This is a genomic window from Streptacidiphilus anmyonensis, from assembly GCF_000787855.1.
In the GTDB taxonomy this organism is placed as follows: Bacteria; Actinomycetota; Actinomycetes; order Streptomycetales; family Streptomycetaceae; genus Streptacidiphilus; species Streptacidiphilus anmyonensis.
Window position 1 is genome coordinate 77757 of the sequence record NZ_BBPQ01000004.1, and the last position, 24452, is coordinate 102208.

Here is a 24452-nt window from a genome sequence, read left to right on the forward strand (position 1 = left end):
GCCCTGGGGCGTCGGCGGTGGAGCGGACTGGACGGGCAGCGGCGCCGGGAGCTCGACGGGAACCGCCGGCACCGCCCAGGCCCGGGTCCACGCGTCGTCCGGACCCACCCAGTTCAACGCGGGCGCGTTGGCGATCATCGGCGTGAACCCGGACGGTCGCAGGGCGACCTCCTGGGCCGCAGCCGCCTCGCCCTGCGCGGGCGGCGCGTACGACGCGAGCGGCTCCAGCGGCGCGTGCGGGCCGGACGGCGCGTGCGGCGCGGACGGGCCGGACGGCGCGTGCGGCGCGGACGTGGCGGAGTGCTGTTGCTCGAACTGGGCCGGGGGACCCGGCCGTTCAGGTGGTTCGGGAGGCTCCTCGGGTTCCGTCGGCACCGACGCGTCGAGCTCCTCCGGCTCCTCGACGACCTCGGCGGACGCTCCCGCCTTCCCGTTCCGTCGGTCCGCTCCGCGCGTGCGGGAGCGGCTGTTTCGATTGAGAGCGCTTCCGATCGACACCTTGGAGCTTCATCTCCCGTCGGGTCCGTACCTGCCTGGGAGCGTGGCACGGCGTGACGGGTTGTCCTGCCAATAGCGTGAAGTCCGGGGCGCACGGGCCGACGACGCGCTACGCTGGCGCGCCCCCACCCGAAACTCCACAGCGCTCCAGTGCCTCGGTGACCTCCTGGCCCAGTCGTCGCTTCGCCCGCGCGCCCACCGCCGTCCACACCGGTTCGCCGCCGCAGAAGAGCATCAGCGTCGGCATGGACAGCACCCCGTAACGGCCCTGCGTCAGCGGGTTGGTGTCGACGTCCAGCGCGAACACGCGCAGTTCCCCGGCGCGTTCGTCGGCCAGCTCGGCCAGGACCGGGGCCATCATCCGGCACGGCGGACACCAGTCCGCGGTGAACTCCACCAGCACCGGCAACTCGCTCGCCAGCACCGTCACGTCGAAGTCCGCGTCCGTCACCGCCGCGACGTGCTCACTCGTCCGCGCCATCATCTGCTCCCCTCGTGTGCCCCTTCGGGGCCGCCTGCGTCAGTTCGCACCGGGGCGCGGGCGGCGTCGCCGCTGACGCCTCGAGCTCCGCGCGCGCCAGCTGCGCACTCATCTGCTCGCGCACCTGCCCCAGCCGCCCGATCACCGCGTCCAGCTCGGCGAGCTTGCGCCGGTAGACGTCCAACGAGGCCGGGCAGGCGTCGCCGCTCGAATGGCCCGCGCGCAGGCAGTCGACGAACGGACGGGTCTCCTCCAGCTCGAAGCCGAAGTCCTGCAGCAGCCGGATCTGGTGCAGCAGCCGCAGATCCTCCTCGTCGTAACGGCGGTAGCCGTTCTCGGCCCGGCGGGCGGGCAGCAGCCCGCGCGCCTCGTAGTAGCGGAGCGTCCGCGTCGTCGTGCCCGCCTGTCGGGCCAGCTCACCGATGCGCATGGCTCGACCGTAGACCTTGACCCTGACGTCAACGCCAGCCCAGCGGGACGCACGGGGGGATGGTGCGCGGAGTGGTGCGCGCGGACGCGCGGGCACGCGCAGGTAGCGGGTCAGAGTCGGGGTCGGGGTCGGGGTCAGCGGGAGATGTTGGCCTGGACGCCGATGTGCAGCATGCCGGGGAGGGTCAGCTCGCCGTAGGTCTCGTTGACTGCGGCCACCACCGCGTCCGCGTCGCCCGGGTGCTCGGCCAGGTGCGCGTCGAACTCGCGCAGGTAGTCGCCGGTGAAGGCGAGGACGCGGGCGGCGTCGTCGTCCTGGCCCGGCGCGCGGTGGCCCGCCACGACGCGGGTGGGGTCCAGGCCGCGCAGGGTCTCCAGGCTGGCCAGCCAGTCCGCGCGCTGCGCGCGCGTGGTGTCCGCCGTCCACAGGTGGGTGCCGTTGAAGGTGACGTCCCCGCTGATCACCGTGCGCGCGTCCGGGACGTGCACGACGGTGGACGTCGCGCAGTCGCCCTGGCCGACCGCGAGCATGTGCACCGGTGAGCCGTCGATCAGCATGGTGTCGGTGGGCAGCGGCCCGGGGACGATCGGGCCGGAGGTGACGTCGTCCCCGAAGACCGGCTGCCACTGGACGACCTTGGCCAGCCCGGTACGGGTGATCTCCTCGATCACCGGGACGTCCGCGTAGACGGGAGTCCCGGGGAAGAGCCGCAGCACCTCCTCCGTGCCGAAGTAGTGGTCCGGGTGCGGGTGCGTGATCACGATCGCGGCGAGCGTGCGGGCCTTGCCGGCCACCCACTCCGCCAGTTCGCGCCCGGCGCTGCGGGTCAGCTGCGTGTCGACCAGCAGCGCGTGCCGCGGGCCGAAGACCAGGGCGGAGGTGGCGAAGAAGGCGGACTCGGGCCCGGTGAAGACGTCCACTTCGAGCAGGGCGCGCTCCGGCCCGCCGCCTGGACCGGACCCGGGACCGTCGCCTGGGCCACCGGCCGGGCCGGGTGCCCGTTCCCCCTGCGGCCCGCTCCGCTCCGAAGCGCTGCCCTCCGCAGCGCCACCCTCCCAAGCGCCACCCTCCGCAGCGCTCCCGGACGCCTCGCGCCGGGCGGCCGTCCCCGGCTCCTCGCCCTGGCCGGGCGGCACCGTGGGCTCGGACTTCGCCGGAGTGCCGGCGGCCCGGCCGCGCCTTCTCGCCATCGCTCGCCTCTTCCGCTTCCGCGTCGCAGCGATCCGTACGATCCGCGTGATCCGTCGTCGTCCGCCGTTCGTCGCCCGCTCTATCCAAATGATGGCAAATTGCGGCTCTTCGCCAGGTATTTCACCACTTCTCGGCGCGCCAGCCCGTCGGGTCCACTCCTCCGGGGACCGGGCCGTCCAACGGGTAGGGCTCCCGGGTGAGCACAAAGGTGCCCAGATCCAGATGGCTGACCGCGCCGTTCGCGTCGCGCACGACGCGCAGCGGCTCGCCGTGCCAGTAGCCGCCCTCGGCGATCCAGGTCTCCCCGTCGTCCGCGCGGTGGAGCCGGGCCTCGCGGTTGCCGCTGCCGGTCAGCGGGGCCAGTTCCAGCTCGTCCGCCCCCACCAGACGCAGCCCGTAGCCGGTCGGTCCCCAGTACCAGGGCCCGGTCAGCGCCAGCACCTGCGGATCGCAGGAGGCCAGCGGCCGCCACGGCTCCGGGATCCGCGGCTCGCGCTCGGCGACGATCCGCAGCAGGTCCGTACTGAGCTCGCCGAAGGCCGGCCCGGGACTGGCCGTGGCGTTGGCCAGCACGACGACGCCGAGCCGCTCCTCGGGGGCGATCCACAGCATCGCCAGGAACCCGGGGAGTGAACCGGTGTGCCCGGCCAGGGAGAGGCCGCCCGCCTGACGCAGCGCCAGGCCGAGCCCGTACCGCTCCTCGCCGTCCGCCTGGCACTCGCGCATCTCCGCCACCGATCCGGCGGCCAGCACCCGGTCGTCCCCGGCCGCCAGGAACGCCGCCCAGCGGGTCAGGTCCCCGACGGTGGACCAGAGCTCTCCGGCCGGCGCCATCCGCCCTGTCCGCTGGAGCGGCTCGGACAGGATCACGTCCGCCCACGGGTGCACCGCCCAGCCGCCCGCGTGCGGAGCGTCCGGCAGCGCGCTGGTCCGGCGCATCCCGAGCGGCCGGAGCACCTCGCGGTGCAGCACGGTGTACCAGTCGTCCCCGCGCAGCTGCTCGACCAGTGCGCCCAGCAGCGCGAATCCGACATTGGAGTAGTGGAAGAGGCGTCCCGGCTCGTGCCGCAGCGGCGGGTGCTGCACCAGGTCGGCGAGCTCGGGCCGCAGCGCCCCGTCGGTCCGCTCCCACCACGGGCCGGGCGGCTCGTTGGTGAGCCCGGAGGTGTGCGAGAGCAGTTGGCGGACGGTCACCTCGCCCACGGCCGGGCCGACGACGGGAAGATGCTGCCCGAGCCGGTCCGAGAGGTTCAGCAGCCCCTCGTCGCGTAGCCGCATCACCTGCACGGCCACGAAGGTCTTGGTGATCGAGCCGATCCGGAACTGCGTGTCCGGATCGGGCGCGTGCCCGTCCACCATGCTGCGCGAGCCCCACCACCGCTGCTCACCGTCGCGCAGCACGGCCGCCACCACGGCGGGCAGCCGCCCGTCGCGCTGCGCGACCGCCAGACGGTGGGCGAGCGCGCGGCGCGTGTCCGGCAGCAGTTCGGTGAAGTCGTCGTCGCCGACGGTGGTGCGGCCGGATACGCCGGATCGAGGGTTCGCCATGGCTCGACGCTAATCGCCCGGCTCGGGCAGGGCGAGGCGATTTCGGGGGTGTCGACTACACGAACGCGGCCAGGACGTCGATCTCCGCCTGGAGCCGCTCGGCCTGATCGGGACGGCCGACCCTGCGGTAGGTCTCGGCGGCGGCCTCCCGCTCGGCGAGCTCCGCCCGCACGATCGCACGGACGTCGTCCTCCGTCAGCACACGCCGCGCGACCTCGGCCGCACCAACGCCGACGGGGCTCTGCTCGATGGCCGACGCACGGAGCCCGGCTCCGCCGGAGACCGCGTCCGCCGGAACCGCCTCGGCGTTCTCGATCGCGCCGAGCGTCGCGCGCAGCACGGAGGCGCAGAGACGGTCACGGCCCTTGATCGCGACAGCGAGGGCGTCGCGCAAGCGGTGACGCAGCGGGGCGGGGACGGGCGGTGTCGTGGGTCCGGTGATCGGCTCGGTCGTCATGGCGAGGACGATAGGCGCTCGCGCCCGGTGGTTTCGACCTGTTTTCGCCCGCGTTTCTCCGGTGGCAGGACGCGAATTCGCTCCTCCCGAGGGTGAGAACACGCAGCGACAGTTGCCCCAGCGCGTCCACGTCGTTGGTCCAGGCATGACGGCAGACTCGTTGAGCCCCTCTCCGCCAACGGAAGAAACGTTTCCGCAGTCCCCTCGGCGCCAGCAGCACCCGCCGGCGCCGACGCAACCACGGCAGGGCCTCAGACAGCAGCAGGACGAGCCCATCTACGCGCACCTGGCCAAGGCCTGGCACCGCGAGGGCCGCACCGTCCCCGGCGAGCCGGATCTGGAGTGGCGCCGCCTGACCAAGGGCCTACGGACCGCGCCGCTTCCGGCCCCGCGCGACGGCACCACCCTTTCCGGCAAGCACCGCAGAGATCCCGAAGGGCAAGAGCAGTGACGTCTCCTCAGGCTTCCGCCCCCCAGCCGCCCGCCGACCGGGCCTCGCGGACCAGGTCCCGCGCCGTGGCCCAGCCGGGAGCCGGACCGGACCACACCGCCGCGGGAAGCGCCCCGGGCAGCTCGCAGGACGACCCCTGCGCCCCCACCGCGCCTGCCGCGCCTGCGGCGTCTGCGTCCCCTGCTGCCCGCGTCGCCTGCGGCGCCGAGATCCGGCTCCACCTCGTCGCCGGACCCGACAGCGAGATCCCCTTCCCCGCGCGGCTGACCTACACCCAGGCCGACCCCTACGCCGTCCGCCTGCACTGCCGCACCGGCCCGGCCGCCACAGTGACCTGGGTACTCTCCCGCGAAACCCTGCACCACGGGCTCGACCGGCCCAGCGGCGTCGGCGACGTCCACATCCAGCCCGCCCCCGGGCCGGGGCCCGACGGCCAGGAATCCGTGCTGATCACCCTCGGCAGCGGGCGGGACGCGGCCCTCCTGCGCGGCGTCACCGCCCAGCTCCGGCACTTCCTGGAGCTGTCCGCCGCCGTCGTACCCCTCGGCGCCGAGCACCAGCACCTCGACATCGACGCCCTCATCTCCCGCCTGCGCCACGAACCTTGACCCGCGGATCGGTGGGCCGGCAAAGCGCCTCCCCTGCCTGCTGCGCCCCGCGCCGCCCCGCACCTCTCGTGCGTCCGGTGCGCCGCGTGCATCCGGTGCATCTTTCAGCGTCCTTCAGCGTCCTTCAGCGTCCTTCAGCGTCCACGAGGAGTCGGCGATGCTGCCGCCGACGTAGCCTCAAGGTGTGCCCAGCACCGAGCGCCGCGAGTACCCCGAGCGGCCCCACCATCCCGGGTCCCCGGCGTACGCCGAACGACCGTCGCGGTTCCCCGACGCGGTGCTGTGGACCCGCGGCGCGGTCCGCGTGCCGCGCCCGGAGACGGACGCGACCGCGTCGGTCCTGCCCGACGGGTGCATGGACCTGCTGTGGACCGAGGGACGCCTCCTCGTGGCCGGCCCCGACACCCACGCCTACCGGCCCGGACCGGACCTGCCCGGCCCGTGGGCCGGCGTCCGCTTCCACCCCGGCACCGCGCCCGCCCTGCTGGGCGTCCCCGCCCATGCGCTGCGGGACCTCCGCGTCGACCTCGCCGACCTGACGCTGCTCCCGGCCTGCGAGGTACGCCTGCTCACCGAACACGTCGACGCCGCCCTGGACCCTGCCGCCGCCCTGGAGGACCTCGCCCTCCGGCTCGCCGCCCGTGCTCCGGATCCGGACCCGCTGCTGCACTCCGTCGTCGCCTCCCTGACGGCGGGCCGCTCCGTCGCGGCGACCGCCGACGCCGTCGGCCTCGGCGCCCGACGGCTCCACCGACGCTCCCTCGACGCCTTCGGCTACGGGCCCAAGACCCTCGCCCGTATCCTGCGCCTCCAACGCGCCCTCGCCCTGGCCCGCACCGGCGTCCCCCTCGCGGACACGGCGGCCCGCACCGGCTACGCCGACCAGGCCCACTTCGCCCGCGACGTCCGGGAGTTCACCGGCTCCTCGCTCACCGCCCTGCTCGGCCGCCGCTGACCGCGCCACCGCTGACGTCGACAGCCCCCACCCGCACCCGCGCCTGCCCCCGGCACACCGGCTACAGCGGCGCCAGCAGGTCCACTCCGTTCCCGTCCGGATCGTGCACCGTCGCGTACCGCTGACCCCAGAACGCGTCCCACGGCTTCAACTCCCCGTGGTACCCGGCACCGACCAGTTCCTCATAGAGGGCGTCCACCTGCGCGGGCTCTTGGCACCGGAACGCGATCCCCACCCGTCCGCCCGCCGCGGGCGCGCGCCACTCCGGATGGAACGACCGCACCGTCCCCTCGGTGTCCAGCACCAGCGACAGCCCTCCGGGCAGAGCCGCCTCGACGTGCGGCTGCTCCTCCGCCCCTTCGGGGAACCCCAACCCCAACCGCCGGTAGAACGCCACCGACGCGGCCATGTCCGAGACGACCAGCCCGACGAAAGCGAACCGCGGCGCAGATGTTGTCTTCGTGTTCTCCATGCCCGCGAGCCTAGGTCGGCGGTTCGCCGCAGGTCTTGAAGGAAACGGACATCACCCGGCGGGGTAAGCCGCCTGGTACGCCAGCCGCGCCTCGGCGCCGTCCCCGACCTGCCCGAGGAACTCGTCCAACCGCAGGAACTCCTCCCAGGTCTCCCGCCCGCTCGCCGCGCAGAGCCGCGCCACCACACGATCCTCCAGGTCGGGGACGCGCTTGCCCTTCCACACCTTGTCGGCCAGGCTCACCAGCAGATCCTCGGTCCCCACCTCCGCGGACCCCCACGCGGCGTGCGTCCCCGCGAAGCGCGCCAGCGGGTCCGGCACGCCGTGCGCACGCAGCAACTCCCGCCCCCGCTCCTCATGAAGCGAGCCGGGCCCCGTCAACTCCTCGGGGTGCAGCGTCTTGCCGACATCGTGGGTGGCGGCCCCGAACAGCACGGCCTCACCGTCGAGGACGAGCCCGGGGCAGCACCGCTCGACCCACTCGACGAGTTGCGCGGCGACATCGTGCACCAGCCGCAGATGCGCGACCAGCCGCAGCGGCGCGCCCAAGCGCTCCAGCAGCTCGGCCACCTCCAACGGCAGCGGCCGCAACGGCGGTTCACCGCCGAGGGCGGTGGCGGCCGAGAGTACGTCCCGGGTGACCATCGGGTCAGTGTAGGAGCGGCGGCTCAGCTCTGTGCCATGTCCACGAAACGCGAGTAGTGGCCCTGGAAGGCCACCGTGATCGTCGCCGTCGGGCCGTTACGGTGCTTGGCGACGATCAGGTCGGCCTCGCCGGCGCGTGGGGACTCCTTCTCGTAGGCGTCCTCGCGGTGCAGCAGGATGACCATGTCGGCGTCCTGTTCGATCGAGCCCGACTCACGCAGGTCCGAGACCATCGGCCGCTTGTCGGTGCGCTGTTCGGGGCCACGGTTCAGCTGCGACAGCGCGATGACCGGCAGTTCCAGCTCCTTGGCCAGCAGCTTGAGGTTTCGGGACATCTCCGAGACCTCCTGCTGGCGACTCTCGGCCCGACGCGAGCCGCCGTTCTGCATCAGCTGGAGGTAGTCGATGACGACCAGCCGCAGGTCGTTGCGCTGCTTGAGGCGGCGGCACTTCGCGCGGATCTCCATCATCGACAGGTTCGGGGAGTCGTCGATGTAGAGCGGCGAGTCATTCAGGTCCTGCATGCGGCGCGCGAGACGGGTCCAGTCCTCGTCCGTCATCGCGCCGGTGCGCATGTGGTGCAGCGCGACCCGCGCCTCCGCCGAGAGGAGACGCATCGCGATCTCGTTGCGTCCCATTTCCAGCGAGAAGAAAACGCTCGGAATCTTGTGCTTGATCGAACAGGAACGGGCAAAATCAAGCGCCAAAGTGGACTTACCCATGGCCGGACGTGCCGCGACGACGATCATCTGGCCCGGGTGGAGGCCGTTGGTCAGCGAGTCGAGGTCGGCGAAGCCGGTGGGGACGCCGGACATCTGGCCGCTGCGGGAGCCGATCGACTCGATCTCGTCGAGGGCGCCCTCCATGATGTCGGCGAGCGGGGCGTAGTCCTCGTTGGTGCGCTGCTCGGTGACGGCGTAGATCTCCGCCTGGGCGCGGTTGACGATCTCGTCGACGTCGCCCTCGGCGGCGTAGCCGAGGCCGGCGATGCGGGTGCCCGCCTCGACGAGGCGGCGCAGGACGGCGCGCTCGTGGACGATCTCCGCGTAGTACTCGGCGTTGGCCGCGGTGGGGACCGAGTTGACGAGGGTGTGCAGGTAGGAGGGGCCGCCGATGCGGGTGATCTCGCCGCGCTTGACGAGCTCGCTGGCGACGGTGATCGGGTCGGCCGGCTCGCCGCGGGCGTAGAGGTCGAGGATGGCGCCGTGGATCAGCTCGTGGGCGGGCCGGTAGTAGTCGCCCGGCTTGAGGACCTCGACGACGTCGGCGATCGCGTCCTTCGACAGCAGCATGCCGCCGAGGACGGACTGCTCGGCCGCGAGGTCCTGCGGCGGGACGCGCTCGAAGCCGGCGTCGGAACCGGAGCCGGACCCGCCGGAGCCACCCGAGCCGTCCGCAGAACCGTTACCGCGCTCCCCGCCGCCGCGCCTCTCGCCGCGGTCGCCGCCCTCGCGGCGGCGCGAGAAGGGCAGGCGGTCGCCGGGGCCGTCCCCGGCGTGGCCGCCCGGGGCGGGCCACTCGTCCTCCGGCGGCGGGGGGACGTCCTCGAACCCGCCGTCGTCGTACGGTGCCCCGCTCATCGGTGCCGCCTTCCCTGCCGTGCCGTGCCGCCCTACCGTGCCGTAGCGGTCCATTCAACGGCACCGCTCGGACAATGGCCAAGATGGTTATCCACAGGGGGTGTGGATGACGGCTCGCTACCTGTGGAGAACTGCCCTCAGGCTGTGCACGACGCGGGGGACAACCTGTGGACAAGCTCACGCCGCCGCCGAAATGAACGCTCTGACCTGCGAGAATGCCAGCCTCTCCGACATCCGGAGAAAAAGTTCACAACCCGGCTGAAGATCATGACAAACGGTACGCGAGCGACTCCGACCCGCAGCAGTTCGTAATGACCAAAGAGCAGTTGCACCGCTTACCTGTGGATGACTACCGTAGGACCATGAGACTGCGCCAGCGCCCCCTCGACCGCGAGATCCTCGCGCTCGCCCTCCCCGCCTTCGGCGCACTCATCGCCGAGCCGCTCTTCCTGATGGCGGACTCCGCCATCGTGGGCCATCTCGGCACGGCTCAGCTCGCCGGACTCGGCGTCTCCGCCGCACTGCTGGCGACGCTCGTCAACGTCTTCGTCTTCCTCGCCTACGCCACCACCGCAGCCGTCGCCCGGCGCATCGGCTCCGGCGACCGGCAGGCCGCGCTCAAGCAGGGCGTCGACGGCATCTGGCTGGCGCTGCTGATCTCCGTCGCGGTCGTGACCGTCGCCGTCCCCGTCGCGCCCGCCGTGGTCCGGCTGTTCGGAGCCTCGTCCACCGCCGCACCCTACGCGGTCGACTACCTGCGGATCAGCTGCGCCGGCATTCCCGCGATGCTCATCGTGCTCGCCGCCACCGGCGTGCTGCGCGGCCTGCAGGACACCCGCACCCCCCTCGTCGTCGCCGTCGCCGGATTCTCCTCGAACCTGCTGCTCAACCTGACCCTCGTCTACGGCGCCGGCCTCGGCATCTCCGGCTCCGCGCTCGGCACCGTGATCGCGCAGTGGGGCATGGCCGCCGCCTACCTCACCGTCGTGGTCCGCGGCATCCGCGTCAACCACTCCGGCGAGGGGAGCTGGTGGAGTGTCCTGCGTCCGGACCTGCCCGGCATCCGGGCCGGCGCGACCGCCGGGGTCCCGCTGCTGGTCCGCACGCTGAGCCTGCGGGCGATCCTGCTCATCGCGACCGCCGTCGCCGCCCGCCTGGGCAACACCTCCATCGCCGCGCACCAGGTCGCGATGTCGCTGTGGAGCTTTCTGGCGTTCGCGCTCGACGCCATCGCCATCGCCGGGCAGGCGCTGATCGGCAGGGCGCTGGGCGCGGGCGACGCGGCGGGAGCGCGGGCCGCGACGCGGCGGATGGTCGAGTGGGGCGTCGGCGCGGGCGTGGTCCTCGGTGCTCTGCTGATCCCGGCGCACGCGCTGTACCTGCCGCTGTTCACCAGCGATCCCGAGGTGCAGCGGCAGATCCTGCCGGTGCTGGTGGTCGCCGGGGTGATGCAGCCGGTGTGCGGGGTGGTCTTCGTCCTGGACGGCGTCCTCATGGGCGCGGGCGACGGCCCCTACCTGGCCTGGGCGATGCTGGCGACGCTGCTGCTGTACGCACCGGTGGCGCTGTGGTTCGGCGGGCAGAACCTGACCGGGCTCTGGGTCGCGATCGGCTTCGCCATGGTGGTCCGCGGTGTCTCGATGGCGCTGCGCGCCCGCACCGGCGCCTGGCTGGTGACCGGAGCCGTCCGGGCGTAGGGACCGTCCGGTTCAGGTGCCGTGCATGGCGAAGGGGCGCGGGATCGGAGATCCCGCGCCCCTTCTCAGCTCAGTTGAGCGATCGTCAGGCGGCGACGACGTTGACGCTGATGAGCGCGGCAACCTCGGGGTGCAGCTTGACGGTGACCTGGTGGGCACCGGTGGTCTTGATCGGGGAGCCGATCTCGACGCGGCGCTTGTCGACCAGCGGGCCGTCGACGGCCTTGATGGCCTCGACGACGTCGCCCGGGGTCACCGAGCCGAACAGGCGACCGGCGTCGCCCGCGCGGACGGCCAGCTTGACGGCGAGCGCCTCAAGCTTGGCCTTGACCTCGTTGGCCTGCTCCAGGGTCTGGATCTCGTGGATCTTGCGGGCGCGACGGATCGCGTCCACGTCCTTCTGGCCGCCCTTGGTCCAGCGGATGGCGAAGCCACGCGGGACCAGGTAGTTGCGGGCGTAGCCGTCCTTGACCTCGACGATGTCGCCGGCGGTGCCGAGGCCGGAGACCTCGTTCGTGAGGATGATCTTCATGATTCGGTCACCCTCCTATTCAGCGAGCGGTCGAGGTGTAGGGCAGCAGAGCGACCTCGCGGCTGTTCTTCACAGCCGTGGCCACGTCGCGCTGGTGCTGGGTGCAGTTGCCGGTGACCCGGCGAGCGCGGATCTTCCCACGGTCGGAGATGAACTTGCGAAGCAGGTTCGTGTCCTTGTAGTCGACGTAGGTGATCTTGTCCTTGCAGAAGACGCAAACCTTCTTCTTAGGCTTGCGCACGGGCGGCTTCGCCATCGTGTACTCCAGTGTTCGTGATCAAGTCTTGGGTTGACCGCCAAGTGCGGTCAGACCGCTGAGCGCGGTCGCCGAGCCGCCGTCTAGAACGGGGGCTCGTCCGAGAAACCGCCGCCGGCCGGGGCTCCCCAGCCGCCGCCACCCTGCTGACCGCCACCGCCGGCCGGGGCGCTGGACGCCCACGGGTCGTCGGACGGGCCGGACTGGGAACCACCGCCCCAGCCACCGCCCTGCTGGCCGCCGCCGTAACCGCCGCCGCCCTGCTGGCCGCCGCCGAAGCCGCCGCCGGGACCACCGGAGCGCTGGGCCCGGGTGACCTTGGCGGTCGCCGAGCGCAGGCTCGGACCGACCTCGTCGACCTCGACCTCGAAGACGGTCCGCTTCTCGCCTTCCTTGGTCTCGTAGGAGCGCTGACGCAGGCGGCCCTGCACGATGACGCGCATGCCGCGCTGCAGCGACTCGGCCACGTTCTCCGCGGGCTGCCGCCAGACGTTGCACGTGAGGAAGAGGCTCTCGCCGTCCTTCCACTCGTTGGTCTGGCGGTCGAAGGTGCGGGGGGTCGACGCGATGCGGAACTTCGCGACGGCCGCACCCGACGGGGTGAACCGCAGCTCAGGGTCGTCGACAAGGTTGCCGACAAGGGTGATGACGGTCTCGCCTGCCATGTTCGACCTCTCGGGAGAAGACGTGCGGGATTAGCTCGATTGCGGGGTGCTGCCGACGTGCCGGAGCACGGTCAGCCGCGGGTTGCTCGGATGCTCCACCCGGCATACGGCCGAGCGGGAGCGGCATTGCTCAGTGGGTGTCCGGGCGCAGGACCTTGGTGCGCAGCACCTGCTCGCTCAGGTTGAGCTGACGGTCCAGCTCCTTGACGACAGCAGGCTCAGCCTTGATGTCGAGCACGGAGTAGATGCCCTCGGACTGCTTCTTGATCTCGTACGCCAGACGGCGACGACCCCAGGTGTCGATCTTCTCGACCGAACCGCCGCCAGTCTTGACGACGTTGGCGAAGTTCTCGATCAGCGGGGCGACAGCGCGCTCCTCGACGGAAGGGTCGAGGATCACCATGACCTCGTAGTGACGCATTGCGGAACCCACCTCCTTTGGACTCAGGCGGCCACGGTCTTTCCGTGGCAGGAGGGTCTTCAATACACGTCGGCAACGGTAGCGGCCGCCACTGACAACGTCGGGAACGACAATGCCGGACGGAACCACACCGGTGCAGACGGTCCAGCCTACAGGCACCCGATCGGGGGCTTGAAATCCACCCTCGTACCGCCGCAATCTGTACACATCGGGTACGAGGCGCACTACTGTGCGTCATCGTCTGACCTCCCTAAGGAGGCGGTCCCATGGCTCAGTCAGCCCCGCCGGTCCGTGCCGCCGGCCAGGCCCCCCGCCGCAATCCGGTGGCAGCCCTGTTCAACACCGACGGCAAGCCACACCCCCTGGAGAACACGCTCACCGCCGTCACCGCGGTCCTCGGCATCATCTCGATCGCCACCTGCGCCTTCCACAGCCTGCACATCCTGGCCTCCTGGACAGGCCTGGCCGGGGTGATCACGGCGGCGTTCGCGCAGTACAGGTCCGCGACGACAGCCGAACGCTTCGTCATCGTGGTGACCGGCGGCATGGCCGCGGTCGGCCTCGGCATCGGCCTCGCCCACGGCGGGCTGATCTGACCAGGGAACCGACCCGTCCGGCCGGCTGGTCCGACCTCTGATCCCACCCTCCGAACCGAGCGGCCGCGCGCGCAGGTCCGTGCGGCACGTCACCTCTATGGGGTGCTCCGCCAGGGCAGTAGGCTGCGCACTTGACGCGATCCACGCCCGAGGAGCACCCCCACATGAGCCTGCGCCTGAGGACCATCAGCCGCGAGGAGCACCTGGCCTTCATCCGGAGCCTGCCGTCCGCGAGCCACATGCAGGTGCCCTCCTGGGCGGACGTCAAGGCGGAGTGGCGCAACGAGTCGATCGGCTGGTTCGACGAGCGCGACCAGATCGTGGGAGCCGGCCTGGTGCTCTACCGGCAGCTGCCCAAGGTCAAGCGCTACCTGGCCTACCTCCCCGAGGGCCCGGTGATCGACTGGTTCGACCCGAACCTCGACGGCTGGCTGCGCCCGATGCTGGACCACCTGAAGGGCCAGGGCGCCTTCACGGTGAAGATGGGCCCGCCGGTGATCATCCGGCGCTGGCAGGCGGAGACCATCAAGAACGCCATCGCGGGCGGGCAGGCCAAGCGCCTGCGCGACATCGAGGCGGACTGGTACGAGCCGCGCGCGATCGACACCGCGGACCGGCTGCGCCGGATGGGCTGGCAGCAGGGCGAGGACGGCGGCGCCGGCTTCGGCGACGTGCAGCCGCGCTACGTCTTCCAGGTGCCGCTGGCCAACCGCTCCCTTGACGACATCCTCAAGGGCTTCAACCAGCTGTGGCGCCGCAACATCAAGAAGGCCGAGAAGTCGGGCGTCGAGATCGTCCAGGGCGGCTACGACGACCTGCCGGTCTTCCACCAGCTCTACCTGGAGACCGCGGAGCGCGACAAGTTCATCCCGCGCCCGCTGTCGTACTTCCAGCGTCAGTGGCGCGCACTGACCGCCGAGGACCCCAACCGGATGCGCCTGTACCTGGCGTACCACGAGGGCGACCCGCTGGCGGGCACCACCATGATCACCGTGGGCCAGCACGTCTGGTACTCCTACGGCGCCTCCACCGTGCACAAGCGCGAGGTGCAGCCGAACAACGCGATCCAGTGGCGGATGATGCGCGACGCCTACGCGCTCGGCGCGACCGTCTACGACCTGCGCGGCATCAGCGACACCCTGGACGAGACCGACCACCTCTTCGGTCTGATCCGGTTCAAGGTGGGCACCGGCGGCCAGGCGGCTGAGTACCTGGGCGAATGGGACTTCCCGCTCAACAAGCTGCTGCACAAGGCCCTGGACATGTACATGCAGCGTCGCTGACGCGACGTCCGCGTACGTGTGGGGCGGCCCGTCCGCGTACGCTTCAACGACCGACACCGGAACGCGGAAGGCCTCCCATGGCGCTCAGTATGTATGTGGACACCCCCCGTTGGCGTGACCACCAGCGCAAGGTGCTGGGGGCCTTCCCCGGCCTGGTGCCGGTCGCCAAGGGCAACGGCTACGGCTTCCGCAACACCCGGCTGGCTGAGGAGGCCACCCGCCTCGGCGCCGACATGCTGGCCGTCGGCACCGCGTACGAGGCCGCCGAGCTCAAGGACTTCTTCGGCCGCGACCTGATCGTGCTCACCCCCTACCGCATCGGCGAGGACCCGGTCCCGCTGCCGCACCGGGTGATCCGTACCGTCGGCTCCGTCGACGGGGTCCGCGCCCTGGTGGGCGGCCGGGTGATCGTGGAGTGCATGACCAGCATGCGGCGGCACGGGGTCACCCCCGAGGACCTGCCCAAGCTGCGCATGGCCGTCGACGACGTCCGGCTGGAGGGCTTCGCCGTCCACCTGCCGATGGACCGCCCCGACGGCGTGGACCCCCTCGGCGAGACCGCCCGCTGGGTCGACCAGCTGCGCACCGCCGGCCTGCCGGTGCGCACCCTGTTCGTCAGCCACCTCTCCGCCTCGGAGATGGAGCAGCTCCAGGGTTGGTACCCCGACGTGCGCTTCCGCGCCCGCATCGGCACCCAGCTGTGGCTCGGCGACCACGAGGCGATCGAGTGCCGCGGCACCGTCATGGACGTGCACCGCATGGCCAAGGGCGACCGCTTCGGCTACCGCCAGCACCGCGTCTCCGGCGACGGCCACCTGCTGGTCGTGGCCGGCGGCACGGCCCACGGCGTGGGCCTGGAGGCCCCCAAGAACATGTCCGGGCTCACCCCCCGCGCCAAGAACCTCGCCCGCGCGGGCCTCGCCACCCTCGGCCGCAACACCAGCCCCTTCAGCTGGAGCGGCACCAAGCTCGGCTTCGCCGAGCCCCCGCACATGCAGGTCTCCCTGCTCTGGGTCCCGGGCGAGGTCGCCCCGCCCACCGTCGGCGAGGAACTGCGCGCCACGCTGCGGCACACCACGACGCTGTTCGACCGGATCGTCGACCGGCACTGAAGGACCGGTACTGAAGGAACGGCACTGAACGACCGCGACGGACGACAGAACGGCTGAGGGGCGACGCGTGACGCGTCGCCCCTCAGCCGGTTCCACCCGCCGACGTCCCGCCTCAGCCTCAGCGGTCGAGGTGGGCGCTGCCGACCGCGTAGCTCGTCGCGCCGCTGGGGCGGGTGGTGTCGGTCGGAGCCGCCTGCACCTTGACCCCGGTGAGCGTGAAGACGTCCGCCGCGCCGTCCAGGACGCCGCCGGAGGGGTCGTCGCTGCCGTCCGCGCGGACCGGATCGCCGGCCGGGGAGAGGGCGTCGCGGACGATCACCACGACCAGGTAGAGCGTCCCCAGGATGTGGAGCGCGATCGAGGCGTGGTACCAGTCCGGCGGCAGACCCCGCTGGTTGGGAGAGGCGCTGTAGGCGAGGTAGTACCAGACCCCGAGGAAGTACAGCACCTCGCACGCCTGCCAGATCAGGAAGTCACGCCAACGCGGGCGCGCCAGCACGGCCAGCGGCAGCAGCCACAGCACGTACTGCGGCGAGTAGACCTTGTTGGTCAGCGTGAAGGCGGCGACCACCAGGAAGGCCAGCTGCGCGAAGCGCGGCCTGCGGCGCGCCGCGAGCGCCAGCCAGCCGATGCCGAGGAAGCACACGACCAGCAGGACCGCGATGATCGTGTTGATCGTGTTGGTCGACGCGTTCAGCCAGCCGTTCTGGGTGAGGATCAGCCAGAACGAGCCGAAGTCCACCCCGCGCGACTCGCTGAAGGTGTAGAAGGTCGCCCATCCCGAGAAGTTGGCGATCATGAACGGGATGTCGACCAGCAGCCAGGCCACCGCCGCCCCGGCCAGGGCCTGGCCGAACTCGCGCATCCGGCCCGCCCGCAGGCAGAGCACCAGCAGCGGGCCCAGCAGGAAGACCGGGTAGAGCTTCGCCGCCGTCGCCAGACCGATCAGCACACCCGCCCACACGGGGTACCGCCGCGCCCACAGGGCCATGCCGACCGCGGCGAGCGCGACCGCCAGCATGTCCCAGTTGATCGTCCCGTCCAGCGCCAGCACCGGCGCCAGGGCGAACAGCAGCGCGTCCCACGGGCGACGGCGGTGCGTGCGCGACACCGCGACCACGGCCACGACCGCGCAGATCAGCAGCATCCCGGCGTTGACCAGGTAGAAGATCTGCTCCCGGTAGACGTCCCCGCCGCCGGTCGGCGTCAGCTGCGCCGCACCCCACACGAAGAGCCCGGTGAGCACCGGGTACTCCAGGTACTGCATGGTCGGGTCGGTGGAGCCGGGGATCTTGTCGACGTAGGGGATGTTGCCCGGCAGGTTGAAGCCGCGCAGCGTGAACAGGTGCGGGATGTCGCTGTAGCAGGCGTGGTCGTACTGTGCCGAGGCGCCGTAGAACCAGCCGCTGTCGTAGCAGGGCACCTTCTGCACCATGCCGAGCGCCCAGACCACCACGGTGATCACGGCGAGCACGCGGGCCGCCGTCCACCAGCTGACCCCGAGCAGCGCGTGCCGGCCGGGGGCGCCCCCGATCAGCTCGCTGGCGGCCGCGGAGACGGGATCCTCGTCCGCCGGCACGACGACGGTGTCCTCGGGGGGCGGCACGGGCAGCGCCGGGCGCGGCGCGGACGCGTCGCCGGCGCCGTGGGCGCCGTCCTGGTCGTCCGCGTCGTCCTCCTCCGGATCCGCCCACAGGCGCGGCGCCGGCTCGTCTCCCCGGTCGGCGTCGCCGGCCTGCTGGTCACTCGACGTCATACCGCTCATCCTGCCGCACGATCCTTTCCAGGGGTTGTGGACAACGCGATGCGCTGCGGCACCGATGACGCCACGCGGCCCCCACCCATCCGGGTCGGGGCCGCGTGGCGCTCACTTCACTGGGCTGCGCGGGGCCGGCTACTGGCCGTTGGCCCCGGTGGCGGTCGGAGTCGTTCCCCCGGCGCCACCCGGACCCCCGCCCGGGCCCCCACCGGGACCACCACCTGGCCCGCCGCCGTGGGACTTGGTGCTCGACGACGTCGGACACGGGATGAGGATCTGGTCGCAGCCGGTGGTCGTGCCGCCGTTGTCGGACTGGCTCGGACTCGGCGACGGCGAGGTCGACGCCGACGGGCTGGAGCTGGGGCTCGACGACGCGGAGGCGCTGGCCGAGGCGCTCGGCGACGCGGTCGGCGCGCCCGCCTCGTTGCCGCCCTTGGGCAGCGGTGTCGGGATCGGGAAGTTCTGCACGGGCTGGCCCTGGAGCGCGGCCGTCATGTAGTCGACCCAGACCTGCGTCGGCATCACGGCGCCGAAGACCTTCTGGAATCCGCCGACGCCGGACATGGACTGGAGACCCGACTTGTTGGGGTCCTCCTTGAACATGACCACGGAGGTGGACAGCTGCGGCGTGAAACCGATGAACCAGGCCGACTTGTAGTCGTCGGTGGTACCGGTCTTACCGGCCGCCGGACGCTGCAGGTTCTGGGCGTTGGTACCGGTGCCGCTCTGGACGACGCTCTGGAGCACGTTGGTCACGGTGTTGGCGATGTTCTGCGACAGCACGGGCTTCGCCTGGGGCTTGAGCGACCAGGGCTCCGCCGTGCCGTCGAAGGTGACCTTGGCGACGGAGTACGGGTCGTGGTAGTTGCCCTGGGCGGCGAAGGTCGCGTAGACGTTGGCCATACGGATCGCGCTCGGTGTCGAGGTGCCGATGTAGAAGCCCGCCGTGTCCTTCTGAAGCGACGACCGCTCCAGGCCCAGGCTCAGCGCCATGTTCTCCACGTTGTCGTAGCCGACGTCCTCACCGAGCTGCACGTACGGCGTGTTGATGGAGTTCTCCATCGCGTAGCGCAGCGTCCGGTAGCCGTACATCGTGGTGCTGTCGTTGGCCTGGTGCAGCAGGCCGTCCGGCTCCGGACAGGCGGAGTTGCCGGAGTTGTCCTGCAGGAAGTTGCCCTGCTGGTCATGGATCTTGAGACAGTCGTCCGCGTTGTACTTGCTGTCCGGCGTGATCGGGGTCCGGGTCGTCGAACCAGGGTTGGTGATCGCCCCGTTGGTCAGCGCGGACGCCAGGTCGATCGGCTTGAAGGTCGACCCGACCGGGACACCGAGGGTGTTCGCGTTGTCGGTGTAGTGGCCCTTGTCGGCTCCAACGCCGCCGTAGATGGCGACGATGGCCCCCGTGGACGGGTCCACCGAGGCGGCACCGACCTGGACGTCCTTGTCGGCCGCGTGCTTCTTGGGGTCGATGTTCTTCGACTCCATCTTGGCGACAGCGGCGCTGAGCTCGTTGACCTTCTTCTGGTTGAAGGTCGTGGTGATGCTGTAGCCGCCCTGCGCCAGCTTGGCGTCGGTCAGGTTGCCGCCCGAGTGCGTCTCCGCGTAGTTCTGCGCCAGGTCGACCAGGTAACCCACCTGGCCCTTCAGCTCCTGGTTCGGGACCCACGTCTTCGGCTTCGGGAAGCCGGCGGCGAAGTCGGCGTCGTGCTCTGCCTGCGTCATCCACTTGTTGACGACCATGCGGTTCAGCACGTACTGCCAGCGGCCGGTCGCCCGCTGCCTGGCAGCCGCGTCGGTGTCCACGTTCTGCATGGTGCTGGGCTCGTTCACCGTGGCGGCGATGAAGGCGCCCTCACTGAGCGTCAGCTGCGAGGCGTGCACGCCGTAGTACGCCTCGGCCGCCGCCTCGATGCCGTAGGCGCCGCGGCCGTAGTAGTTGGTGTTGAGGTAGCCGGTAAGGACCTGGTCCTTCGTCATCCCACCGTTGGCGATCTTCACCGAGATCAGGATCTCGCTGAGTTTGCGCGTGGCGGTCTGGGCGCTGTTCAGGTAGACGTTCTTGACGAACTGCTGGGTGATGGTCGAACCCGACTGGACGCTGCCGCCGGTCGCCATGTTCTTGACGGCCCGGAGGATGGACATCGGGTCGACGCCGCTGTTGGTCTCGAACGTCTCGTCCTCGGCCGCCATGAAGTCGTGCTGGACGGGCTGCGGGACGTCGGCGAGCTGGACGTTCTGCCGGTTGAAACCGGTCCGGGCCATGACGGTCTTGCCGTCGTCCCAGTAGAAGATGTTGCCCTGCTTCAGGCTGTCCGCGTTCGCGTTCGGGATGCCCACGTGCGCGTAGGCGTAGCCGACCAGCGCCGTCAGGGCGCCGACGACGAAGAGGAAGCAGCTGGTGACCAGCTTCCACGAGGGCAGCCAGCGGCGGACGCCGCTCTTGCCCCAGCGGGGGTAGTCGATGAAACGCCTCGGCTTCGGCCCGGCCGGGGGCTGATTGCCCCCGCCGCCGGCTCCGCCGCGACGGCCCCCACCGCCCTTGCTCTGCCCGGCACGGCGCATCTCGGCGCGCGTCATCCGCGGCTGTCCCGCACCGCCGCCGGCCGGCCCCATGCCGTGGGAGGCGGGGACGCCGCCCGGCTGCGGGCGGGCGGTGCGGCGCGGCGGCATGCCGTCGCTCGGGCGGGCGGCGCCGCTCGGGCCGTGACCCGACGAGCTCGGCCCCGCGGGGCGGCGGCCGCCGTTCTGCGGCTGCTGCGACTGCGGCGTTCTACGCCGGTGTTCGCTCATGCTGCTTCCAGCTGTTCCTCGGACTGAAGGCTGCGCTGCGGCTGCCTGAAGGCGGTGATCCTGATCCCCCATGGCGACGCGGGCCGAAGAGGCCAGAGTCCGCCAGGGACGGGGACGCGACTGGGGCATCCGCGGTTCCCGTTGTTCCTGACGGCTTTCTGCATAGGCGACAGAGTACGCAGCCTGGGAAGGGGCTTAACCGGGCGTCAATTCTCATTTAGGACATATCGACAACAGATCCTTATGAAAGGTCAGCCAAACTCCCGTTCGGGGACCACAGAACCGTCACTTCCGCGCTGCGTGACGGGCTCTCCTTATACGGAGCCGACAACTGTGAGGCCTGCCACCACGCGCCGCACCGACCCCCTCTTGCCCCCGCGGCAGCGGCGTCATATCGTCTCGATGTATCGGTTCGATACATCGCGGTGGCATACTCGTGATGACGACAGCGGGACCGGGTCGATGCGCACACGAGGCGAAGGAGGCGAAGCCGGATCATGAGCAGGCGCTCGGGCATCCTGGAGTTCGCCGTCCTCGGCCTGCTGCACGACTCGCCCATGCACGGCTACGAGCTGCGTAAGCGGCTCAACGTGCTGCTCGGCTCGTTCCGTGCCTTCTCCTACGGCACGCTCTACCCCTGCCTGAAGAGCCTCGTCGCTCAGGGCTACCTGGTCGAGGACAACCCCGACGCCGAGTACATCCCCGCAACCGCCCTGAACGGCAAGCGATCGAAGATCGTCTACCGGCTGACCGGCGAGGGCAAGCAGCGCTTCGAGGAGCTGCTGGCCGACTCCGGTCCCGATGCCTGGGAGGACGAGCACTTCGGCGTGCACTTCGCCTTCTTCGGCCAGACCGACAAAGCCGTGCGCATGCGCGTGCTGGAAGGTCGCCGGAACCGGCTGGAGGAGCGCCTGGAAAGGATGCGGGCCTCACTCGCCCGCACCCGCGAGCGCTTGGACGCCTACACCCTCGAACTGCAGCGCCACGGCCTTGAGTCGGTCGAGCGCGAGGTCCGCTGGCTCAACGAGCTGATCGAGACCGAGCGCGCGAACCGCGGCGGCCGCGGGCACGCCACCGCCCCACCGGGCGGCGAGCAGCAGTAGCAGCATGCGGGCGGCCGGGGGAGCGCCGGTGATCGGCAGCGACCTACCGCATGACCTATGACGTAACCGCATTGACGAAGGCAGAGACTCGCGCCGCATCGCGCGTCTCACGAGCAACAAGGAGCAACCGGAATGAGTTCGGTTCGCGTAGCCATCGTGGGAGTCGGCAACTGCGCCGCTTCCCTGGTGCAGGGTGTCGAGTACTACAAGGACGCCGACCCGAACAGCCGCGTGCCGGGCCTCATGCACGTGCAGTTCGGTGACTACCACGTCCGTGACGTGGAGTTCGTGGCAGCGTTCGACGTGGACGCCAAGAAGGTCGGCCTCGACCTGGCGGACGCGATCGGCGCCTCCGAGAACAACACCATCAAGATCTGCGACGTGCCGTCCACCGGTGTCCAGGTCCAGCGTGGCCACACCCTCGACGGCCTCGGCAAGTACTACCTGGAGACCATCCAGGAGTCCGCCGAGGAGCCGGTCGACGTGGTCCAGATCCTCAAGGACCGCCAGGTCGACGTCCTGGTCTGCTACCTGCCCGTCGGCTCCGAGGCCGCTGCGAAGTTCTACGCGCAGTGCGCCATCGACGCCAAGGTCGCCTTCGTCAACGCCCTCCCGGTCTTCATCGCCGGCACCAAGGAGTGGGCGGACAAGTTCACCGAGGCCGGTGTGCCGATCGTCGGTGACGACATCAAGTCCCAGGTCGGCGCGACCATCACGCACCGCGTGATGGCGAAGCTGTTCGAGGACCGCGGTGTCGTCCTCGAGCGCACCATGCAGCTGAACGTCGGCGGCAACATGGACTTCAAGAACATGCTCGAGCGCGAGCGCCTGGAGTCCAAGAAGATCTCCAAGACGCAGGCCGTCACCTCCCAGATCCGCGACCGCGAGCTGGGCGCCAAGAACGTCCACATCGGCCCGTCCGACTACGTCGCGTGGCTCGACGACCGCAAGTGGGCCTACGTCCGCCTCGAGGGCCGCGCCTTCGGTGACGTTCCGCTGAACCTGGAGTACAAGCTCGAGGTCTGGGACTCCCCGAACTCGGCCGGCGTCATCATCGACGCGGTGCGCGCGGCGAAGATCGCCAAGGACCGCGGCATCGGCGGCCCGATCCTGTCGGCGTCCTCGTACTTCATGAAGTCCCCGCCGGTCCAGTACTTCGACGACGAGGCCAAGGAGAACGTCGAGAAGTTCATCCGCGGCGAGGTCGAGCGCTGACGCGCTGACGCGCGGACCGGCTCCGACACCCGAAGGGCCCCTGGCTGCCTCCCGGCAGGCGGGGGCCTTCGGCGTTCCCACCCCGGCTCGCCCGGGACCGCCTCGCGGAGCAGGCCTCCCGGAAGGGCAGACCGACGCGGCAGCACGCAGCGCCCTGCAGCACCCTGTCGGCCCGGCGGCCCGGCGGAGCGGCGGCCCGGCGGAGCGGCGGAGCGAGGCCAGACGGCGTCGCCGGGCCGGCTCGCGGCCGGGCCGCGTCACGGCACGGCCTGGCCACGTAGGGCGCAGCCCTGTCCTTGGAGGGGCGACGCGGGCAGGGTCAGATCCCAAGATCGCCGAGTGCTTCACGTGTGACACTTGTGGATCTTGCCGGAGTCTGCGTGCACGCGCGCGCCCCACGTGCCACGCTTGGCCGGTGGCGACGACCCCCTTCCCGCGTGCGCTGCTGCGACTGAGCGGCTTCCGGCGGCTCCTGGCCACCCGGCTGCTGTCGCAGCTGGCCGACGGCGCGTTCCAGGCCGCGCTCGCCGCGTACGTCGTCTTCTCACCCGAGCGCCAGCCGAGCCCGGCCGCCATCGCCTCCGCCTTCGCGGTCCTGCTGCTGCCGTTCTGCCTGATCGGCCCCTTCGCCGGAGTGTTCCTGGACCGCTGGCGCAGGCGGCAGGTGCTGGTGAAGGGCAACATGCTGCGCCTGCTGCTCTGCCTCGCCACCGCCGCCCTCGTCGCCGTCCACGCGCCCACCTGGGTCTTCTTCACCGCCGCGCTGATGGTCACCGGCATCAACCGGTTCGTGCTGGCCGGCCTCTCCGCCGCGCTGCCGCACGTGGTCACCGACGAACTGCTCATCGCCGCCAACTCCCTTGCGCCCACCGCCGGGACGCTGGCCGCCACGGTCGGCGGCGGAGCCGCGTTCGTGGTCCGGCTCGCGCTGCCCGCCGGGGCGGCCAGCAACGCGCTGCTCGTGGCGCTGGCCGGACTCGGGTACGCGGCCTCCGCGCTGGTCGCCACCACGCTCGGCAAGGACTCCCTCGGCCCGGACCGCAAGCAGCGCGAGGCCGCTGCCGAGGCGACCATCCGCAGCGCCGTCGCCGAGACCGCCCGCGGCCTGCTCGACGGCTTCCGGCACCTGGTCCACGACTGCCGCCCCGCCGCCCGCGCGCTCGGCGCGGTCACGGTGCTGCGGTTCTGCTACGGGCTGCTGCTGGTCGTGCTGCTGATGCTCTGCCGCAACACCTTCGCCGCCCCCAGCGACCAGTCGGCGGGGCTGCGCTGGCTCGGCACCGCCCTCGCCGCCTCGGCCGCGGGCTACTTCAGCGCCGCCGCGCTCACCCCCGCCGCGGTACGCCGGTTCACCGTCCCTGGCTGGCTGACGATCTGCTCCGCGCTCGGCGCGGCCGTCACCGCCGGCCTCGGCCTCTTCTTCACGCCCTGGCCGACCATGATCGCCGCCTACGGGCTCGGCCTGCTCACCCAGGGCGCCAAGATCAGCACCGACACCCTCGTCCAGAGCGGCGTCGAGGACGCCTACCGGGGGCGCGTCTTCGCGCTCTACGACGTCCTCTTCAACAGCGCCCTGGTCGCCGCCGCCGGCGTGTGCGCCCTGGTGCTGCCGCTCAGCGGCCGCTCCGTGCCGGTCGTGCTGACGGCAGCGGCCCTGTACGCCGCCACCGCCCTCGTCTACGGCGGGACCCCCCCCCGGCGGGGCGG

General features: G+C 71.3%; 23 protein-coding genes and 1 pseudogene. 9 read left to right on the forward strand and 15 right to left on the reverse strand.

Translation table 11 applies throughout. The features are described from left to right. The 6 genes and pseudogenes from TR50_RS46550 to TR50_RS06615 all read right to left on the reverse strand — a co-directional run. Positions 1 to 498 (reverse strand): annotated as a pseudogene (locus TR50_RS46550) (hypothetical protein); the annotation flags it as partial. A 109-nt stretch (positions 499 to 607) separates the two neighbouring features. Further along, a complete protein-coding gene (locus TR50_RS06595) occupies positions 608 to 979 on the reverse strand; it encodes a thioredoxin family protein (protein ID WP_042415821.1) in 372 nt (123 codons plus the stop codon). Next, the gene (locus TR50_RS06600) at positions 963 to 1409 is read right to left on the reverse strand and encodes a MerR family transcriptional regulator (RefSeq protein ID WP_042415822.1); all 447 of its coding nucleotides are present in this window, start codon (positions 1407 to 1409) and stop codon (positions 963 to 965) included. Before TR50_RS06600 ends, TR50_RS06595 begins: the two co-directional genes overlap by 17 nt. A gap of 134 nt (positions 1410 to 1543) precedes the next feature. Next, a complete protein-coding gene (locus tag TR50_RS06605) occupies positions 1544 to 2329 on the reverse strand; it encodes an MBL fold metallo-hydrolase (protein WP_042415824.1) in 786 nt (261 codons plus the stop codon). 391 nt (positions 2330 to 2720) lie between these two features. Then, a complete protein-coding gene (locus TR50_RS06610; RefSeq protein WP_174514814.1) occupies positions 2721 to 4148 on the reverse strand; it encodes a serine hydrolase domain-containing protein in 1428 nt (475 codons plus the stop codon). A gap of 55 nt (positions 4149 to 4203) precedes the next feature. After that, a complete protein-coding gene (locus tag TR50_RS06615) occupies positions 4204 to 4605 on the reverse strand; it encodes a GatB/YqeY domain-containing protein (RefSeq protein WP_042415825.1) in 402 nt (133 codons plus the stop codon). 516 nt (positions 4606 to 5121) lie between these two features. On the opposite strand from TR50_RS06615, the gene TR50_RS06620 reads away from it, so the two are divergent. Further along, positions 5122 to 5664 carry an SsgA family sporulation/cell division regulator gene (locus TR50_RS06620; protein ID WP_052440798.1) on the forward strand — a complete coding sequence of 181 codons (543 nt, stop codon included), beginning with the start codon at positions 5122 to 5124 and terminating at the stop codon, positions 5662 to 5664. A gap of 184 nt (positions 5665 to 5848) precedes the next feature. Beyond that, entirely contained in the window at positions 5849 to 6619 is a 771-nt protein-coding gene (locus TR50_RS06625) for a helix-turn-helix domain-containing protein (RefSeq protein WP_084699820.1), read from the forward strand. Between the two features lie 61 nt (positions 6620 to 6680). Here TR50_RS06625 and TR50_RS06630 read toward each other — a convergent pair whose 3' ends face one another. The 3 genes from TR50_RS06630 to dnaB are packed head-to-tail and all read right to left on the reverse strand — an operon-like array spanning position 6681 to position 9316. After that, entirely contained in the window at positions 6681 to 7091 is a 411-nt protein-coding gene (locus TR50_RS06630; protein WP_042415827.1) for a VOC family protein, read from the reverse strand. Between the two features lie 51 nt (positions 7092 to 7142). Next, positions 7143 to 7736 (reverse strand): HD domain-containing protein, encoded by a 594-nt coding sequence (locus TR50_RS06635; RefSeq protein WP_042415829.1) that lies wholly within the window; start codon positions 7734 to 7736, stop codon positions 7143 to 7145. Positions 7737 to 7759: 23 nt separating this feature from the next. Beyond that, positions 7760 to 9316 carry a replicative DNA helicase gene (gene dnaB / locus TR50_RS06640; protein WP_042415833.1) on the reverse strand — a complete coding sequence of 519 codons (1557 nt, stop codon included), beginning with the start codon at positions 9314 to 9316 and terminating at the stop codon, positions 7760 to 7762. Positions 9317 to 9678: 362 nt separating this feature from the next. Here dnaB and TR50_RS06645 point away from each other — a divergent pair, with 362 nt between their 5' ends. Next, positions 9679 to 11013, forward strand: a complete 1335-nt coding sequence (locus TR50_RS06645) for an MATE family efflux transporter (RefSeq protein WP_042415836.1) — start codon at positions 9679 to 9681, stop codon at positions 11011 to 11013. Between the two features lie 85 nt (positions 11014 to 11098). Here TR50_RS06645 and rplI read toward each other — a convergent pair whose 3' ends face one another. From rplI to rpsF, 4 genes are all read right to left on the reverse strand, one after another. Continuing rightward, complete coding sequence (gene rplI, locus TR50_RS06650; RefSeq protein WP_042415839.1) at positions 11099 to 11545, reverse strand: 50S ribosomal protein L9; 447 nt, start codon at positions 11543 to 11545, stop codon at positions 11099 to 11101. 19 nt (positions 11546 to 11564) lie between these two features. Continuing rightward, positions 11565 to 11801 (reverse strand): 30S ribosomal protein S18, encoded by a 237-nt coding sequence (gene rpsR / locus TR50_RS06655; protein WP_030254746.1) that lies wholly within the window; start codon positions 11799 to 11801, stop codon positions 11565 to 11567. 83 nt (positions 11802 to 11884) lie between these two features. Beyond that, positions 11885 to 12466, reverse strand: coding sequence for a single-stranded DNA-binding protein (locus TR50_RS06660; RefSeq protein ID WP_042415841.1), 582 nt, complete (start codon positions 12464 to 12466; stop codon positions 11885 to 11887). A gap of 130 nt (positions 12467 to 12596) precedes the next feature. Continuing rightward, the gene (gene rpsF, locus TR50_RS06665; protein ID WP_042366696.1) at positions 12597 to 12887 is read right to left on the reverse strand and encodes a 30S ribosomal protein S6; all 291 of its coding nucleotides are present in this window, start codon (positions 12885 to 12887) and stop codon (positions 12597 to 12599) included. 266 nt (positions 12888 to 13153) lie between these two features. Here rpsF and TR50_RS06670 point away from each other — a divergent pair, with 266 nt between their 5' ends. The 3 genes from TR50_RS06670 to TR50_RS06680 all read left to right on the forward strand — a co-directional run bounded on the left by TR50_RS06670 (position 13154) and on the right by TR50_RS06680 (position 15878). Beyond that, positions 13154 to 13483, forward strand: coding sequence for a hypothetical protein (locus tag TR50_RS06670; protein WP_042415855.1), 330 nt, complete (start codon positions 13154 to 13156; stop codon positions 13481 to 13483). Between the two features lie 164 nt (positions 13484 to 13647). Continuing rightward, positions 13648 to 14766 carry a lipid II:glycine glycyltransferase FemX gene (locus tag TR50_RS06675; protein WP_042415859.1) on the forward strand — a complete coding sequence of 373 codons (1119 nt, stop codon included), beginning with the start codon at positions 13648 to 13650 and terminating at the stop codon, positions 14764 to 14766. Between the two features lie 77 nt (positions 14767 to 14843). Beyond that, positions 14844 to 15878 (forward strand): alanine racemase, encoded by a 1035-nt coding sequence (locus TR50_RS06680; RefSeq protein ID WP_042415862.1) that lies wholly within the window; start codon positions 14844 to 14846, stop codon positions 15876 to 15878. A 118-nt stretch (positions 15879 to 15996) separates the two neighbouring features. On the opposite strand, the gene TR50_RS06685 is transcribed toward TR50_RS06680, so the two are convergent. Together TR50_RS06685 and TR50_RS06690 are read right to left on the reverse strand one after the other, a co-directional pair. Further along, positions 15997 to 17634, reverse strand: coding sequence for a glycosyltransferase family 87 protein (locus tag TR50_RS06685; RefSeq protein ID WP_052440799.1), 1638 nt, complete (start codon positions 17632 to 17634; stop codon positions 15997 to 15999). Between the two features lie 138 nt (positions 17635 to 17772). Beyond that, the gene (locus tag TR50_RS06690) at positions 17773 to 20427 is read right to left on the reverse strand and encodes a transglycosylase domain-containing protein (RefSeq protein WP_042415866.1); all 2655 of its coding nucleotides are present in this window, start codon (positions 20425 to 20427) and stop codon (positions 17773 to 17775) included. 497 nt (positions 20428 to 20924) lie between these two features. Here TR50_RS06690 and TR50_RS06695 point away from each other — a divergent pair, with 497 nt between their 5' ends. The 3 genes from TR50_RS06695 to TR50_RS06705 form a co-directional block, all read left to right on the forward strand. After that, positions 20925 to 21530 carry a PadR family transcriptional regulator gene (locus TR50_RS06695; RefSeq protein WP_042415869.1) on the forward strand — a complete coding sequence of 202 codons (606 nt, stop codon included), beginning with the start codon at positions 20925 to 20927 and terminating at the stop codon, positions 21528 to 21530. 132 nt (positions 21531 to 21662) lie between these two features. After that, entirely contained in the window at positions 21663 to 22745 is a 1083-nt protein-coding gene (locus TR50_RS06700; RefSeq protein ID WP_042415872.1) for an inositol-3-phosphate synthase, read from the forward strand. A gap of 415 nt (positions 22746 to 23160) precedes the next feature. Beyond that, the coding region (locus TR50_RS06705; RefSeq protein WP_063775017.1) for an MFS transporter at positions 23161 to 24452 on the forward strand (1292 nt) is incomplete at its 3' end.

Coding starts and splice junctions, on each gene's coding strand:
- TR50_RS06595 (WP_042415821.1), bottom strand. CDS start 979: ATGGCGCGGACGAGTGAGCACGTCGCGGCGGTGACGGACGCGGACTTC.
- TR50_RS06600 (WP_042415822.1), bottom strand. CDS start 1,409: ATGCGCATCGGTGAGCTGGCCCGACAGGCGGGCACGACGACGCGGACG.
- TR50_RS06610 (WP_174514814.1), bottom strand. CDS start 4,148: ATGGCGAACCCTCGATCCGGCGTATCCGGCCGCACCACCGTCGGCGAC.
- TR50_RS06615 (WP_042415825.1), bottom strand. CDS start 4,605: ATGACGACCGAGCCGATCACCGGACCCACGACACCGCCCGTCCCCGCC.
- TR50_RS06630 (WP_042415827.1), bottom strand. CDS start 7,091: ATGGAGAACACGAAGACAACATCTGCGCCGCGGTTCGCTTTCGTCGGG.
- TR50_RS06635 (WP_042415829.1), bottom strand. CDS start 7,736: ATGGTCACCCGGGACGTACTCTCGGCCGCCACCGCCCTCGGCGGTGAA.
- dnaB (WP_042415833.1), bottom strand. CDS start 9,316: ATGAGCGGGGCACCGTACGACGACGGCGGGTTCGAGGACGTCCCCCCG.
- TR50_RS06645 (WP_042415836.1), top strand. CDS start 9,679: ATGAGACTGCGCCAGCGCCCCCTCGACCGCGAGATCCTCGCGCTCGCC.
- rplI (WP_042415839.1), bottom strand. CDS start 11,545: ATGAAGATCATCCTCACGAACGAGGTCTCCGGCCTCGGCACCGCCGGC.
- rpsR (WP_030254746.1), bottom strand. CDS start 11,801: ATGGCGAAGCCGCCCGTGCGCAAGCCTAAGAAGAAGGTTTGCGTCTTC.
- TR50_RS06660 (WP_042415841.1), bottom strand. CDS start 12,466: ATGGCAGGCGAGACCGTCATCACCCTTGTCGGCAACCTTGTCGACGAC.
- rpsF (WP_042366696.1), bottom strand. CDS start 12,887: ATGCGTCACTACGAGGTCATGGTGATCCTCGACCCTTCCGTCGAGGAG.
- TR50_RS06670 (WP_042415855.1), top strand. CDS start 13,154: ATGGCTCAGTCAGCCCCGCCGGTCCGTGCCGCCGGCCAGGCCCCCCGC.
- TR50_RS06675 (WP_042415859.1), top strand. CDS start 13,648: ATGAGCCTGCGCCTGAGGACCATCAGCCGCGAGGAGCACCTGGCCTTC.
- TR50_RS06680 (WP_042415862.1), top strand. CDS start 14,844: ATGGCGCTCAGTATGTATGTGGACACCCCCCGTTGGCGTGACCACCAG.
- TR50_RS06685 (WP_052440799.1), bottom strand. CDS start 17,634: ATGACGTCGAGTGACCAGCAGGCCGGCGACGCCGACCGGGGAGACGAG.
- TR50_RS06690 (WP_042415866.1), bottom strand. CDS start 20,427: ATGAGCGAACACCGGCGTAGAACGCCGCAGTCGCAGCAGCCGCAGAAC.
- TR50_RS06695 (WP_042415869.1), top strand. CDS start 20,925: ATGAGCAGGCGCTCGGGCATCCTGGAGTTCGCCGTCCTCGGCCTGCTG.
- TR50_RS06700 (WP_042415872.1), top strand. CDS start 21,663: ATGAGTTCGGTTCGCGTAGCCATCGTGGGAGTCGGCAACTGCGCCGCT.